12 protein-coding genes are annotated in these 14,957 nt (G+C 54.9%); 6 read left to right on the top strand and 6 right to left on the bottom strand.

Annotated elements, in window-relative coordinates:
* Positions 1 to 81: 81 nt before the first annotated feature.
* The 3 genes from C5Y96_RS15420 (at position 82) to C5Y96_RS15410 (ending at position 4,472) form a co-directional block, all read left to right on the top strand.
* On the top strand, positions 82 to 1,494 hold the full coding sequence (locus C5Y96_RS15420; RefSeq protein WP_105355060.1) for a sulfatase: 1,413 nt from the start codon (positions 82 to 84) through the stop codon (positions 1,492 to 1,494).
* A gap of 35 nt (positions 1,495 to 1,529) precedes the next feature.
* Positions 1,530 to 2,840, top strand: coding sequence for a xylose isomerase (gene xylA, locus C5Y96_RS15415; protein ID WP_105355058.1), 1,311 nt, complete (start codon positions 1,530 to 1,532; stop codon positions 2,838 to 2,840).
* A gap of 126 nt (positions 2,841 to 2,966) precedes the next feature.
* Positions 2,967 to 4,472, top strand: coding sequence for a PAS domain S-box protein (locus C5Y96_RS15410; protein WP_105355056.1), 1,506 nt, complete (start codon positions 2,967 to 2,969; stop codon positions 4,470 to 4,472).
* Here the strand turns inward: C5Y96_RS15410 and C5Y96_RS15405 are convergent.
* The 4 genes from C5Y96_RS15405 to C5Y96_RS15390 form a co-directional block, all read right to left on the bottom strand.
* Entirely contained in the window at positions 4,469 to 6,649 is a 2,181-nt protein-coding gene (locus C5Y96_RS15405; protein ID WP_105355054.1) for a chemotaxis protein CheA, read from the bottom strand. The two genes, C5Y96_RS15410 and C5Y96_RS15405, sit on opposite strands and share 4 nt — an antisense overlap.
* A 47-nt stretch (positions 6,650 to 6,696) precedes the next feature.
* Positions 6,697 to 7,161, bottom strand: a complete 465-nt coding sequence (locus C5Y96_RS15400; protein WP_158261253.1) for a response regulator — start codon at positions 7,159 to 7,161, stop codon at positions 6,697 to 6,699.
* Between the two features lie 123 nt (positions 7,162 to 7,284).
* The gene (locus C5Y96_RS15395) at positions 7,285 to 7,905 is read right to left on the bottom strand and encodes an HAD family hydrolase (RefSeq protein ID WP_105355050.1); all 621 of its coding nucleotides are present in this window, start codon (positions 7,903 to 7,905) and stop codon (positions 7,285 to 7,287) included.
* A gap of 12 nt (positions 7,906 to 7,917) precedes the next feature.
* On the bottom strand, positions 7,918 to 8,553 hold the full coding sequence (locus tag C5Y96_RS15390; protein ID WP_105355048.1) for a DUF1080 domain-containing protein: 636 nt from the start codon (positions 8,551 to 8,553) through the stop codon (positions 7,918 to 7,920).
* A 234-nt stretch (positions 8,554 to 8,787) separates the two neighbouring features.
* Between C5Y96_RS15390 and ilvD the strand changes: the two genes are divergently transcribed.
* The 3 genes from ilvD to C5Y96_RS15375 all read left to right on the top strand — a co-directional run bounded on the left by ilvD (position 8,788) and on the right by C5Y96_RS15375 (position 11,418).
* The gene (gene ilvD / locus C5Y96_RS15385) at positions 8,788 to 10,467 is read left to right on the top strand and encodes a dihydroxy-acid dehydratase (protein WP_105355046.1); all 1,680 of its coding nucleotides are present in this window, start codon (positions 8,788 to 8,790) and stop codon (positions 10,465 to 10,467) included.
* A 92-nt stretch (positions 10,468 to 10,559) separates the two neighbouring features.
* Complete coding sequence (locus tag C5Y96_RS15380) at positions 10,560 to 10,811, top strand: hypothetical protein (protein ID WP_105355044.1); 252 nt, start codon at positions 10,560 to 10,562, stop codon at positions 10,809 to 10,811.
* Between the two features lie 4 nt (positions 10,812 to 10,815).
* Entirely contained in the window at positions 10,816 to 11,418 is a 603-nt protein-coding gene (locus tag C5Y96_RS15375; RefSeq protein WP_146115675.1) for a hypothetical protein, read from the top strand.
* On the opposite strand, the gene C5Y96_RS15370 is transcribed toward C5Y96_RS15375, so the two are convergent.
* Together C5Y96_RS15370 and C5Y96_RS15365 are read right to left on the bottom strand one after the other, a co-directional pair.
* Positions 11,419 to 13,773, bottom strand: coding sequence for an alpha/beta hydrolase-fold protein (locus C5Y96_RS15370; RefSeq protein WP_105355040.1), 2,355 nt, complete (start codon positions 13,771 to 13,773; stop codon positions 11,419 to 11,421).
* A 259-nt stretch (positions 13,774 to 14,032) separates the two neighbouring features.
* The gene (locus C5Y96_RS15365) at positions 14,033 to 14,953 is read right to left on the bottom strand and encodes a DUF1559 domain-containing protein (protein WP_315850653.1); all 921 of its coding nucleotides are present in this window, start codon (positions 14,951 to 14,953) and stop codon (positions 14,033 to 14,035) included.
* Positions 14,954 to 14,957 lie beyond the last annotated feature (4 nt).

Here is a 14,957-nt window from a genome sequence, read left to right as displayed (position 1 = left end):
GAATCACCCCCGGACAAGGCTTATGATGCACAGCACCTACCTTGCCCCTAAAGCTATTCAACTAATCTGCCGAGTTGCCTCATGGTTTATCGCCTGCCCCACCTTGCTTTGCGCTTGCTGCTGCTTGCAATGATCGCAATCTGTTGCGCCGATTTCGCATCCGCCCAAGAGACTTCGACTGCCAAGAAGCCGAACTTCGTCGTAATCTTCTGCGACGACCTGGGCTACGGCGACTTAGGTTGCTTTGGTAATCCCACCATTCGCACAAAGCATCTCGATCAGATGGCCAGCGAAGGGATGAAGTTCACGCAGTTCTACGTGGCAGCTTCGGTTTGTACCCCCAGCCGCGCCGGCTTGATGACCGGTCGCCTGCCGTGCCGTAGCGGCATGTGCAGTAACACGCGGCGTGTGCTGTTCCCAAACTCGAAGGGGGGCCTGCCAGCCGAAGAATTCACGATTGCCGAAGCATTGAAAGAAGGTGGCTACGCGACGGCCTGCATCGGCAAATGGCACCTCGGACATCACAAGCAGTTCCTGCCGACCAGCAATGGCTTCGATTACTACTTCGGTATTCCATACTCTAACGACATGGACCGGATCGCTTCGGCCCCCAAAGGGCGCGAATCGTTCTGGCATCCCAAGAGCGAATACTTCAACGTTCCCCTGATGCGAAATGAAGAGATCGTCGAGCGTCCCGCCGACCAAACGACGATCACCCGGCGTTACACCGAAGAGACGGTCAAGTTCATTGACGAAAACAAGGACAAACCGTTCTTCGTGTATCTGGCTCACTCGATGCCGCACGTTCCCTTGTTTCGCTCGCCGGAATTCGAGGGCGTGAGCCGTCGCGGATATTATGGAGACGTCATCGAAGAAATCGATTGGAGCGTCGGTCAGGTCCTGCAAAAGCTGCGTGAAACAGGCCTCGACGAAAACACGCTCGTTGTTTTCTGCAGCGATAACGGCCCCTGGCTGATCTATGGCGATCACGGCGGTTCCGCTGGTCCGCTGCGAGACGGCAAAGGGAGCACGTTCGATGGCGGCATGCGCGAGCCCACAATCTTCTGGTGGCCTAAGACCATTCCTGCCGCGGAAGTCGCCGCCGACGTCGGCAGCACGATGGATCTGATGGCCACGTTTACATCGCTGGCCGGACTCCCCCTCCCTTCCGATCGCAAGCTCGATAGCTACGACCTGACACCAGTGCTAAAGCAGACCGGCAAGAGCAAGCGCGAGGCCCTCTTTTACTATCGTGGTTACGAATTGATGGCCGTCCGCGTCGGTCCGTGGAAGATGCATTTGAAAACCCAAACCGGCTATGGCCAGCCCAAAGCGGAAGTCCACAACCCGCCGCTGCTATACCAGTTGGAAGAAGATCCCGGCGAATCACGGGATCTGGCCAAGGAGAACCCTGAGGTCATCCAGTCGATTCAAAAACTGATCGAGCAGCACCAGAAGGAAATGGTGTTCGCCGATTCCCAGCTCGAACTCTAAGAGAAAAAACTTCACACCCCTAATTGGAAAAAATCATGTCTGCTTTTCCTGAAGTTGGAAAGATCGAATACGAAGGCCCCGAGTCGCGCAATCCCCTGGCCTTCCGTTGGTACAACCCCGACGAAGTGGTCGAAGGGAAGACCATGAAGGAGCACTTCCGCTTCAGCGTGACATACTGGCACACGTTCCGCGGAACAGGCAGCGACCCCTTCGGCCCTGGCACCGCACTGCGTCCATGGGACGATGGCAGTGACTCGGTCGAGAACGCCGTCAATCGTGTGAAGGTTGCTTTCGAGTTCATCGAAAAGCTGGGGGCTCCTTTCTATGCGTTTCACGATCGCGACGTAGCCCCAGAGGGTGCTAATCTGAAGGAAACCTACAAGAACTTCGATGCCGTGGTCGACGTGCTTGAAGCCGAGCAGCAGCGTACCGGCATCAAGCTGCTGTGGGGCACGGCCAACATGTTCAGCAATCCGCGATTCATGCACGGTGCCGCTACCAGCTGCAACGCCGACACCTTTGCGTACTCGGCTTGTAGCGTGAAGAAGGCCATGGAAGTCACCAAACGCCTGGGCGGCGAAGGCTACGTTTTTTGGGGTGGTCGCGAAGGTTACCAGAACCTGCTCAACACCGACATGAAGCGTGAGCTCGATCACCTCGGCCGGTTCCTGCACATGGCCGTCGATTACGCCAAGGAAATTGGCTTCACCGGTCAGTTCATGATCGAACCCAAACCGAAAGAGCCAACCAAGCACCAGTACGACTTCGATTCGGCCAACTGTCTGGCGTTTCTCAAGACGTACGACTTGGACAAGCATTTCAAGATGAACCTCGAGACCAACCACGCCACGCTGGCTGGTCACACCATGCAGCACGAGCTGGAGTACTGCGGCATGAACGGCATCTTGGGTTCGATCGACGCCAACACCGGCGATATGCTCTTGGGTTGGGATACCGACCAATTCCCCACCAACTACTACCTGACCACCGAGTGCATGCTTTCAATCCTGAAGTATGGCGGTCTGGGCAGTGGTGGCGTGAACTTCGACGCCAAGGTGCGTCGCGAAAGCTTCGAGCCAATCGACCTGTTCTATGCCCACATCGGCGGCATGGACGCATTCGCCAAGGGCTTAAAGATCGCTGCCGCAATTCGTGCCGATGGCAAGCTCGACGAATTTGTCAAACAGCGTTACTCCAGTTGGGATAGTGGCGTAGGTGCCGACATCGAAGCCGGCAAACACGACTTCAAGACGCTTGAAGCGTACATGCTCGAAAAAGGGGACGTCACCCCCAACACCAGCGGCCGTCAGGAACTGCTGGAACACATCTTCAACATGTACCTGTAATCACCGCAAACAGCGGAAGATAGGCCTATTGGTGGCCGCTTGAACCACTAAAATGGATTGCCAACCAACAGGGCGGCAATCCATTTCTTTTTTGCGCCCTATCCTAATTGGCAGAGGGCCCCAATCGTGCAACCCAAGAAAGACACCTGCTACCGCGGAGAAACGGCGGAAACTCGGGCCTGGAAAGCGGCCGAGGTGGAGCAGGAAAACAAGCAGCTCAAGCAACGCATCGCGGAACTCGAGAATATCCTTTGCTCGGCCCCGGTGCACATCGTCACGATCAATCCCGATGGTGAGATAACCTACGTCAATCATTTCCCTCATCAGTTTTACAACTCGATCGTTGGAAAGAATGTCCGCGATTTCGTTTCGGCCGAAGATGGTGAGGTGTTATCAGAAGCGATCGACAAAACTCTACAGCAAGATGAACTACAGCAAGTCTGGGTGCGAAGTATCGCCTCGAATACGATCCATCAGACTCGCTACGCCCCGTTGAAGACGATCGACGGCCAGAAGTGCATTGTCGGCGTCACCTTCGATGCCACCCCTCAGCAAGAGGTCGTCTATGCTCTGCAGGAAAGCAAAGAGAAGATCGAAGCCGAGTTGAACGAAAGCGATGAACGCTTCCGAATCATGGTCGATACCACGCCGGTTCCGGTGGTGATCTCCGACATGGAAACTGGCCAAGTCCTATCAGGCAACCACGCCTTGGCCAAAGCGTTCGACTCGCCGTATGAAACGCTGCGAGAGCAAATCACCGGTGAATTCTATGCCGATCCAGCTCAGCGTCAGGCACTTCTTGAGCGTGTTGCCAACAATGTTCCGATCCGGGGCATGACCATGAAATTGAAAACCGCCTCCGGCAAAGTATGGTGGGCGGCAGTCTACCTGGACCGGATCACCTTCGCTGGCCGTACGGCCCTGCTGGCCTGCTTTTTGGATATCAGCGTTCGCAAGCAGCGTGAGGAAGAAATCTTGCGCGACCGCCGAGCGTTGCGTCGACTACTCGACACCAACGAACGCGACCGGCGGCTGATCGCCTACGAAATCCACGATGGCGTCGTCCAAGACATGACCGGCGCGCTAATGTTCATGCAAACAGGACTCAGTCTGGTTCCTTCGGACACGGACGGCCATCAGGAACTACAGCGCGGAACGCAGTTCCTTTCCAATTCGATCGGCGAGATTCGCCGACTGCTCAATGGTCTCCGACCGCTGAGCCTCGAACAGGGAGGAGTCATCGCAGCCCTCGACGACCTGGTCACACGCATGACGGAAGAAGAATTCATCGTCGACTTCGAACATGATGTCCAATTCGATCGACTGGCCCCCTCGCTGGAAATGGCCATCTATCGGACAGTCCAGGAAGGTGTCAACAATTCCCGCAAGCACAGTGAAGCTAGTCGTGCCTTGGTAACGATCAAGCAGGACGACAAGACGATCCTACTGCAGGTAGCCGACAAGGGACGCGGCTTCGATCCTGGCAAAGTCGATCCGCGGCGCTGCGGACTATCAGGAATTCACGAGCGGGCCAGCCTGCTCGGCGGAACAGCCCAGATTGAATCATCTCCGGGCAATGGGACAACCATCCTGGTCTCGCTTCCCCTGGGAGATTTTATTGATACCGACTAACCGACGGTACTCGGTGCCATCGACTTAACGATTTCCGGAACGCTTACCACCAATGACAGTCGTCCACCGCCTAGTTGGGCGACACCGCTGATCCGGTTGCAGTTTTCCAGTACGTTCTGCAGATCGTTGACGACTACCTTTCGCTTGCCGATCACCCGATCGACCAGGAAACATGCGGCCCCTTGCTTGCTGGCCACCAGAACGGCTGCATGACGGGACTTATCTTCCCACGTACCCGATGGGCAAAGTTCCATCTGGTCGGCCAATGACACCACCGAAACTGTCTGCCCGCGGACGATCGTCATCGGCAGCCCATGACATGTCTTGATCTCGCTCGATTCGATCTCCATCACTTCGCGAATATTCTCGAAGGGGATCACGAACTGCTCTTCTTCCACGCCTACCAGCAACCCTTCGATCACCAGCACAGCCTGGCGAATGGGGATTTCAATCGTAAACGTTGTTCCTTGATTGACCATCGATTCAACGTGTACTTCTCCGTCGTGATCGCGAATGGTGGTCCGCACGACATCCATGCCTACACCGCGGCCTGAGACGTCGGTGATCTTATCGGCGGTCGAAAAGCCCGGGTGGAAAATCAGGTCGATCACCTCCGTATCAGGCATCGCCTGAAGCTGTTCGACCGGCATAATCTTCTTGTCGATTGCCTTCTGGCGAATGCGTTTGGCATCGATACCTCGCCCATCGTCTCGAATCGTAATGACGACATGGGTGCGAGTCGTTTCGGCCTTGATCCACAAGTTACCGGTTTCAGCCACGCCACGTTCGATTCGTTCCTGCGGTGTTTCGATGGCATGGTCAGCCACGTTGCGAATCATGTGCGTCAGCGGAGAGTCCAGGTCTTCAATCAACGACTTGTCTACTTCGACCTCTTCTCCTTCCAAGTGCACGTCGATTTGCTTGCCCAGATCATTGGACAGCTTACGGGCCATCGGAGGGAACTTGGATAGTAAGCCTCGTACGGGCACCTTACGCAGCGACACGACACTCTTCTGCAGTTCGTTGGCCTGGGTCGAGAAGGTGACGTTGATTTGACGCAGCTCTTCCACCAACTCACCGATCGTTCCCGAAATGGCCATCCGGCATTGAACATCTTTCAATCGCTCACAGGTAATGAACAACGCCGAAACGTCGTCCAGAAAACGATCGAGGTGGTTTTCGTTGACACGAATCGAGCGTGCGCGTTTGGCTTGCTGAGCCGCTGGAGTTTCTGGTGCGGTTTCTGGCTCCGGCGGTTTCGGAGCGGTCGCTACTTCTACCGGGCTTTCTTCTGGGTGGAAGCGTTCGATCACGACAGCGACATTCGCCCAAACAACCGAGAGCAGTCCCTCGTCAACGCCGATCGGGCTTTCGTAAATAACCTTGAAATCTTTGACGGCGGCCTCGATCTTCTCTTGATCGTTCTTGCTGCCACGCAGACGACAAATCATTGAAAAGTCTGCCAGGCGATCCAAGACCATTGCCGAACGTTGATCGTTCCAGGCACTATCTGCTGGCCAAAGGAATGCCTCGGCGACTTGATGCACCAGACCGGAAACGTCTTCGCCGTCAATTTCAAATCGGCCTGTCAGCACGTCCTTAGGCTCGATTGCCGAAGCTTCTTCCGACTTGGCATCCTCGGCGGAATTGCCGATGAGCTGCGACAGTTTCTCAGACCAGCGAAGCGATTCAGGGAAACCCGCGGCGTTCATCTCTTGGGCGAGGCCGTGCAGTTCCCGCAACAAGGCTTCTTCGCTGGAACATCCCCCACCTGCTTCGTGGGACAAATCGGCAATGCGTTCCAGCAGCGAGACTTCCTCGGACGAGAGTTCGTCGGGAATTTCATTTTGTTCGACTTGCTGCAGAAGTCCATTAATTCGATCGAACGAATCAATAAGCGCCCGATTCAACTCTTCAGTCAACGCCAGCTTTTGATTTCGAATATCATCCAGCGTGTTTTCGACGGAGTGCGCGAACTTCTTGATAACCGACAAGCCGAAGAAGCCCGCATTTCCCTTGATCGAATGGACCGTTCGAAATACGCCATTGATCGAATCCGAATTTGCCGGATTATGCAAATAAGCAGTGATCTGATCGGCGAGTCCATGAATCGAGTGGAGCGATTCATCGATGAACGCCAAAAGTAATTCGTCATTCGGGTTTACGGTGGTCGTCATGATGGGTCTCAAGGTTGCTGACTAGGCGAATGCGGCGGAGTTCAGATTCACTGAGAAGCCCGGATCACATTCAACTCGCTGGCTCGACGATTCTTCAGTTCATGCAAGCATCGCCACCATCGCTCGACCTTGAAGAAGGTTGCATCCAAGGTTTCCAACAGCGGCGTGAAGTCTGGCATGGGCTTGAAGAAGCATGCTTCCGCTCCGCCACGCAGCGATTCCAATACCGTCATTTGCGAAACCAAGCCGGTCATCATGATGACCTGAATACCACCATCGTAGGCCTTAATCTCTTGCAGCAACTCCAAACCGTTGACGCGTGGCATGTCGATATCGAGGATGCACACGCGGCAGTTTGTGTTCAGTAGGTGCTTTAGAGCATGCTCCGACCGGGACAAGGAGGTAACCTTGTAACCTTCTTTGGTTAAGCGATGGTTAGCAATCTTCAGGAAGACATCATCGTCGTCGACATGAAGAACTTGTTTCTCGCTGCTGAATGAAATCGATGCCATGACCTGCCCCATTTTTCTTGCAAATCGCAAAACTATTCTTGGCAAGAGTAGGCCACGATTCGCGTACAGCAAGCCGTCCCAGAGAGGAACTAGAGAGCATCAACAGGTTCTTGGGGGTTCGGACTAGAGACAGACGCCCCGAGTGTCTAATGCCTTACGTAGATCGGCCGGACCGGTAAACAAGACGGCGTCATAACCGGCACAAGCCGCACCAGCGACATTTTCCTCGCGATCGTCGACAAAGAAGATTTTTTCGGGGGCGACGTCACACAACGCGGCCGCTTTGATGTAAATCTCAGGATCTGGCTTCATCGTTCCAAGGCGGAAGCTCAATGCATGGATGGGAAAGAAATCGTTCAGGAACGGGAACGGTTTTCCCAGACAATATTCCCAATGGGCATCGCACGTGTTGGACAGAATTCCCATTCGATGGCCAGCGGCGTGCAGGGCTCCGGCAATTTCCACGGTGCCGGGTATCGGGTCGAAGATATGCGATGCCGCGTGGCAGACATCTTCCAGCTTGGCCTCGACGTCGTAACGATCGCATAACCAACGATGGAGATCGAGCGTAGTGATCTCCCCCCGCTCATACTTCCACTGCTGTCCCGAATGAAATACATCGGTGCGTATCACCTGAGCAGTCGTTCCTAGAACGTCAGCCATTTGCTGACAAGCGATCTCGTGATCGAAGTCGAGCAGGACCTTGCCCAGATCGAAGTAAAAGAACTCGAGGGTGGAACTCATTTCCTCCGCTGCTTACAGCTTCTTCAGACGAATGTTACGATACCAGGCTTCGCACTTCGGCCCGGAATGAATCTGCAGACCAATAATACCCGATTGAGGGATATTTTCGTCCGCTTCGTGGTAATCGACCGTTTTCTCGTCGCCAACCCAGATCTGAATGTGCTTACCTTGAGCGCGAATTTTCAGCGGTACATACTCTTTGTCGGCCAGTACCTTCTTTAGCTTTTCCGGGTCTCCTTCGGCCAGAAACTTGCGACGGCGTGACTCATCGTACAACGAGCCCCAAATCGGCTTGTCTCCCTGCCAGCCCATATCGCACTGGTAACCGATCAACTCGTGGTGATCCGGAATTCGCTTGCTGCGGAACTGAACGCCAGCGTTTTTGCCGTCCCCTACCAGCTTTGCTTCCAGGGTCAGTTCGAAGTCTGCGAATTCCTGCTCGGTGCACAGGAACTCATTGCGTGGGATATCTTGGTCTAAACGCCCAGCAACAACGGCTCCCTGCTCGATGCGGAACCAGTCGAGATTTCCCTCCCAGCCGGCGAAGGAATCGCCATTGAAGAGCATATCTTCGTCCGTCTCAGCGAAAGCAATCGACGTCGTACCCAGCATCAGCAGGCAAATAAGCAGCAGAAAGTTGATTTTCATACTCGTGGTGGGCTCCCGAGGTGGGTCGCACGGATGAGTTGGAAGGGGTTGGCCTAATGCCTAATTTTACCTTAAGGTCACCCCCCAGGTCAGAGCAGAAATGCCGGTATTTACATGGTTAAGGCAGTTTTTCCGCAATTCCTGACGATCCTGGCAGCATTTCGCTTGTCTGGCTAGAATAACGGATTCCTTATTGATGACTCTCGCCTCCAAGTAAGTAGCAGGAACCCTCGCGTGTCCCAGCCCCTGAACAAGTACAGTTCGCGTATCACCCAACCCAAAAGCCAAGGTGCATCTCAGGCCATGTTGTATGGAACTGGGATGACCGACGAAGACATGCAAAAGGCTCAAGTCGGTATTTGCAGCGTCTGGTACGAAGGCAATACCTGCAACATGCACCTCAACAAGCTGGGGGAAGAGGTCAAAAAAGGGGTCGTAGCTGCTGACCTGGTCGGTATGCGTTTCAACACCATCGGCGTGAGCGATGGTATCTCGATGGGTACTGAAGGGATGAGTTTCTCGCTGCAGTCCCGCGACCTGATCGCCGACTCGATCGAAACGATCATGGGTGGTCAGTGGTACGACGCGTTGGTCGCGATCCCCGGCTGCGACAAGAACATGCCTGGCTGCTTGATCGCCATGGGCCGACTCAATCGCCCTGCCCTGATGGTTTACGGCGGGACTATCAAGCCCGGTCATCGCAATGGCGAAAAGCTGGACGTTGTCTCGGCCTTCCAGTGCTATGGTCAGTACCTGGCCGGCACGATCAACGAAGACCAACGCAAAGAGATCGTTCGCAAGTCGTGCCCTGGTGCCGGTGCTTGCGGCGGCATGTATACAGCCAACACCATGGCCTCGGCTATTGAAGCCCTTGGCATGTCGCTACCGTTCTCGGCTAGCATTCCAGCGGAAGACCCCGGCAAGATCGATGAGTGCCACCGAGCCGGTGCCGCCATTCGTAACCTGTTGGAAAAAGACATCAAGCCGCGCGACATCATGACCCGCGAGGCGTTTGAAAACGCGATGGTTATTGTCATGGCCCTGGGTGGTTCGACCAACGCCGTGCTCCACTTGATCGCCATGGCCCGCAGCGTCGACATCGACCTGGGGCTGGAAGACTGGCAAGCCGTCAGCGATCGCGTGCCGATGCTGGCCGACTTCAAGCCTAGCGGTAAGTACGTGCAAGAAGACCTGCATAAGATCGGCGGCACCCCTGGCGTGATGAAGTACCTCTTGAAAGAAGGGCTTCTCAACGGCGACTGCCTGACGGTCACCGGCAAGACGCTGGCCGAGAACTGTGCCGAGACGCCAGATTTGACCCCAGGCCAGGATATCGTGCGTCCGCTGTCCAACCCCATCAAAAAGACGGGCCACTTGCAGATGCTCTTCGGCAGCCTGGCTCCTGAAGGGGCCGTGGCCAAGATCACCGGCAAGGAAGGACTTCAGTTCAGCGGTCCAGCCAAGGTGTTCGACTCTGAAGAAGACATGCTACACGCCCTGGAAGACAAGAAGATCGTCAAAGGGGACGTGGTGGTCATTCGTTATGAAGGCCCCAAGGGTGGCCCAGGCATGCCGGAAATGCTAACCCCAACCTCGGCCATCATGGGTGCCGGCCTGGGTGCCGACGTCGCCCTGCTCACCGACGGACGTTTCTCCGGCGGTTCGCACGGTTTCATCGTCGGTCACGTCACGCCGGAAGCCCAAGTCGGTGGCCCGATCGCTTTGGCCCAGGATGGCGACATCATCACCATCGATGCCGACCTGCGAAAGATTGACCTGGAAGTCTCCGAGGAAGAACTCGCCAAACGCAAGGCCGCCTGGACCGCTCCTCCGTACAAGGTCAAGCGCGGTACGCTCTACAAGTATATCAAGAACGTGAAGAGCGCCTCGGAAGGTTGCGTGACTGACGAGTAGATTTAAGTTCACACATCTATGTGAAAACTTGTTGTCCTTTGGCGTTATCGGTAGAATTCGCCCATCAAGCAAATGCTCATTTGGAGTTGCCGATGATGCCATACACGGTTGACACACATCCCGGTGCTCTCGAGGTTCAATTGAACCTGTTTCGAGATATGACGGGACAGCAGCGAGTAGCCAAGGCGATCTCCCTTAGCGGCCAAGTGCTTGCCATGTCTAAAGCCGCTATCCGTCGGCAAAATCCGGAGTTCACGGAAGAGCAGGTCCTGCTGACCTTTATCAAACAGAACTACGGAGCAGACTTAGCTCGATCCGTTGAATCTCATTTGAAGGTAAAGTAGACGCTTGAACACTTCCAATGATCTAATCGTCGCAGTAAGTACTATCATCGCGGCGTTGGACTCGTTGCATATACCGTTCTTTATCGGGGGAAGCGTTGCGAGTTCCTATCATGGCGTCCCGCGCAGCACGATCGATATCGATCTAGTTGCTGATATCAAAGAAGAACATGCGAAGCCTTTCTTTTCTCAAGTCGCAACCGAATTCTATGCCGATGAAACCACGATCAGAAAAGCCTGCTTAGATCGCTCCTGCTTCAATCTGATTCATCTTGGAACGGGATTCAAAGTGGACATATTCGTCAATCAGAACCGCGAGTTCGACCGATCCGCTTTTGCCCGAGCAACAAAGGGGGCATTGGACGAATGCCAACAGGTTTGTGTACCAATCGCGTCGCCGGAAGACATCATCCTGGCGAAACTGCTTTGGTATCGCGAGGGCAACGAAGTTTCGGAACGCCAATGGAATGATGTCTCGATGTTGGCCAGAAATAATCGTGAGCAACTCGATCAGGATTACTTAAGAGTTCAGGCAGTTCAACTCAAGGTCGTGGATCTACTCGATCGACTGTTCGCAGAAGTGAAAATCGGAAATAAGCCGAGCGAATAGCTACCGGTCGTTCGTATCGACTTTCGCCCAGAACGGATGCAAGCGATCGGCTCGCGTGCGTGCGTCTTCCAGCATCACCTCGGTGGAAGGGGTCACGCCGTTGCCGTAGTTTCGGCCGTCATAGGTAATCGTCATGCGTTCGTCGAAGTTGACGATATCAGGCGTCAGGTAAATGTTTGCTTTGCCGGTGCCGCTGTTGACCAGCACGCCGTTGGTGGCCAGCACCTTCGCGGTGATTTTTACCGGAGACTTCTTCGGCTCGGGATAGTTGGCCGGCAGTACCAGGCTGCGTTCGGGGAAGTCGTTCACTTCCAGCCAGTAAAAGAAATTATCCCACGGTCGCATCGAAACGACTTCGTACTCCTTCGGGAAGAAGTTGCGTTTGTGGATATCCATCCAGCGGAAGATATCCTGAATCTCGTCCTGGAAATGCTCGTGGCCGCGGCCTCGGTATTCGACAATCGTCGTGTCGAAATTCGTCTTCGTCAGGTAGCGGTCGAAGTCACGTGAATTGAGTTCGCGTTTATTCCCGTCGAGTTCCCCCCCCACAAAATACAGCGGCACGCTGCGGGCATTCTCCCAGTATCGCGCGACGTACTTATCTGCCTTGGCAACGATCGGAATGACGCCTGCCCATAAATCGGGATGGGCCAGGCCAATATCCCAGGCAGCATCTCCTCCCATCGAATGACCACTTAGGTACACGCGATCGGTATCGATCGAAAAGTGACGCAGTGCGTGGCGCAAGCTGAACAACACCGCCGCATGTTCGTAGGCGGAGTAGTTGTATTCAAACTGATGCTCTTCCGCCCACATCGGAGCGATCACAATATATCCGTTACGAGCGGCCTGCCCCGTGCGGATCTTGGCCTTCTCACTGTGCGAGCCTGCCCACCAGTCGATCTGCTGTTCGGCCGTGGTCCCTGCCCCATGCAGCGTCATAACCGTCGGATACTTTCGGTAAGGATCGTATCCCTGAGGCAACTGAACGTAATAAAAGAAATCGGAACGCCCAGGCACGCCGGGCACACGCATCAGGTAGTAGCCGGGAATCTCGGAAGCCGTCTCCGGCTCGGCATTGCCCAGGGGTGGCTTCATGAACTGCAGGATCTTGGCGACATACACCGGCGCGCCACCTTCCATCCCTTTCAGTTTTTCCAGAATGGCTCGGCGATCGACATCATTGCGGTTGCTGATATAGTCGCTGACAAGATCGCGGGCCTGGTAAACACTCAAAGCAACAACCAGGTTTTCCTGGGCACTGTTAGGACCGAGAATCCAGCCGCTGATCGCGAGCGCCAGTTTCTCGTCGAGTTTCAGCGATGGGTCGTCCGACAGTCTCAAGTAAGGCCCCAGGCGATCCATGTTGTTGATGTTCAGTTCCGCTTCCATTTCGGCCATCGCCGCTTCGACGATAGGCTTCTGGGCTGGATCGGCAAACGCTTCCAGATGCTCTTTCAGCAAGTTGAACATCTTGTCGCGGCGTTCATAGGCGGTCTGATACTCGGTGAGCATCGACTTGACCTTCAGCAACGTCGAACTGGCAACCTTATCGCCGGGAAACTTGTTCAACATGCCGTATGCCAGGTTGTGCTGCCCGGTGTCTTTACGAAGCTCGACCTCGTCAATCAGTGTCGTTGCACTCAACTGAATGAGTTCGTCGTACTGCTTGCCGAACTGTTTTTTCAAATCCTCGAAGTCATTCATCAAGGCCGACAACTCGGCGGCCGCGTCGCGGTAGCGTTCCGATTGCAGATAAAGCCGCACGATCTGCAGACGCTGCGCGGCATCTTTAGCATCGATACGACGCATCAGGATTTCGCTCAGCTTGTCGCGGGGAATGCTGCTGGTGCGGATTCGCATGTCCCAAACGTAGGGACTGTCGGACATCAAACCTTCGACACGCGTCCATTCGGGCGTGATCTCGGTGATGCCCTGAATGACATCGACCGGGCCGCGGGCTGTCTGCATCGAGTAGATTCGGCGACCATATTCATCCCACGGGGTCACACGAATGCCTTCTCCAACCGCGTGTACGCTACGCCCGGAAGTGGCCACCCGCTGATCGATCTTGATTCGCTCGACCGGAGTTGGGGCCGCCTCTTGGACGTCCTGAACCTGATAGGTCGAGACAAACGTTCGCTTCAGGTCGTTGTCGACCAGGACGATCAACTGATTGTCGACCGCACCGGCGGTGGGGGTTTTCAGCGGATCGTCACTCATGCTAGCGATCTTGCCGACCGATCCTTCCAGCCGCATCCCGTTCTTGAGTTCCACGATCGTGCCCCAAGCCGCCGCAGGTACGCTCAGCCAGATGACACCCAATGCGATGAGAGAACTTGTTCGTCGTTTCATGCAATCACGGAAGAGAGAAAGACGCGAAATGATTTCCAAAATATAGATTAGGTCATACGCCGCTCCTTCCCAAGGTTCTGCGGCGATGGCCCTCTACCATTATCAAGGAACCTGCCAGAGGAGCAATAAAATCGTTACAGATCGTCCTTTCATTCCCCCCTTTGGCCAAAAAACAGGGGGCAACACCCGGTAATTTCCGGATGCTGCCCCCTTAGCCTCGATTGAGAAGAGAGTCGAGAAAAGCAGCCTCTTGTGGTTCTTAGAACTCGCCCAGCACCTGGCCATCGCGGGCGGCCATCAGGTTTCGCCAGGTATCGATCTGAATGGTTTCGGCGACAAAGCGACTGGAACCATCGCACAACGTCACCTGCACGCCCCCTGGGTGACGACTTCGCGCGGCGAACATTGTCGGGGCACTCGAGGTGGCGACATCGCACGGCAGATTCTTCAGCGGCAGGTTATTACAGTAGCTGGCGCTGTAAATACGATCCGCTTCGGAAGAGTTCGGGGCCTGGTAGCCAGAAACCGAAGTACCGTCTCCCCACCACGAATAGGCCCGCAGGTCGGAGCCTTCCGCTTGCAGTTTTTCAGCAAACAGAACGGTATTGGCCGTCCCGTCGGTAATATCACGGAAGCCAAAATACCCAGCCGAACCCACGTTGTCTGAGACGTACTTGAACGGTGCCCCCATGAAGGTCACTCCGTTGATGGTCCCTTGGGAATAGCCGGTGTTACCAAAATTAGCTCCGTAGTTGTGGGAAGTGATTGTTCCGAATGGTTCGTTGGGAGAATCGCTCGGGCACGTCAGCGCGTTAAGCCGGTGAACCGTGACGTCGGTGTTCTGGCTTCCGCTATAACGAGCGGTGTCGTCGTAGTACTTGTCGGTGATGTTGTAGTTGGAGTACAGGTTGTCCTGCTCGATGTAGGGCAGAATCGCAACCTGCCAGGTTCCCCAGCAACAGCCGTACGTTCCGCCTGGGAAGTTCGTGTAGGTATCGTGATAGTTATGAATCGCCAGCCCGAGTTGTTTCAGGTTATTCGAGCATTGCATCCTGCGGGCAGCTTCGCGGGCCTGTTGTACGGCCGGCAAAAGCAAGGCAATCAAAACGCCAATAATGGCAATCACAACCAGAAGTTCGACGAGGGTGAATCCTCTCAAAGCGCGCATACGACGTACCACGTTA

The organism is Blastopirellula marina (genome assembly GCF_002967715.1).
Classification (GTDB): Bacteria; Planctomycetota; Planctomycetia; order Pirellulales; family Pirellulaceae; genus Bremerella; species Bremerella marina_B.
This window is presented reverse-complemented; position numbering and strand designations above follow the sequence as displayed.

What these genes read in the sequence shown, in the direction of transcription:
- C5Y96_RS15400 (WP_158261253.1), bottom strand. Translation starts at nt 7,161, where the DNA reads ATGGCATCGATTTCATTCAGCAGCGAGAAACAAGTTCTTCATGTCGAC.
- C5Y96_RS15405 (WP_105355054.1), bottom strand. Translation starts at nt 6,649, where the DNA reads ATGACGACCACCGTAAACCCGAATGACGAATTACTTTTGGCGTTCATC.
- C5Y96_RS15370 (WP_105355040.1), bottom strand. Translation starts at nt 13,773, where the DNA reads ATGAAACGACGAACAAGTTCTCTCATCGCATTGGGTGTCATCTGGCTG.
- C5Y96_RS15420 (WP_105355060.1), top strand. Translation starts at nt 82, where the DNA reads ATGGTTTATCGCCTGCCCCACCTTGCTTTGCGCTTGCTGCTGCTTGCA.
- C5Y96_RS15390 (WP_105355048.1), bottom strand. Translation starts at nt 8,553, where the DNA reads ATGAAAATCAACTTTCTGCTGCTTATTTGCCTGCTGATGCTGGGTACG.
- C5Y96_RS15395 (WP_105355050.1), bottom strand. Translation starts at nt 7,905, where the DNA reads ATGAGTTCCACCCTCGAGTTCTTTTACTTCGATCTGGGCAAGGTCCTG.
- xylA (WP_105355058.1), top strand. Translation starts at nt 1,530, where the DNA reads ATGTCTGCTTTTCCTGAAGTTGGAAAGATCGAATACGAAGGCCCCGAG.
- C5Y96_RS15380 (WP_105355044.1), top strand. Translation starts at nt 10,560, where the DNA reads ATGATGCCATACACGGTTGACACACATCCCGGTGCTCTCGAGGTTCAA.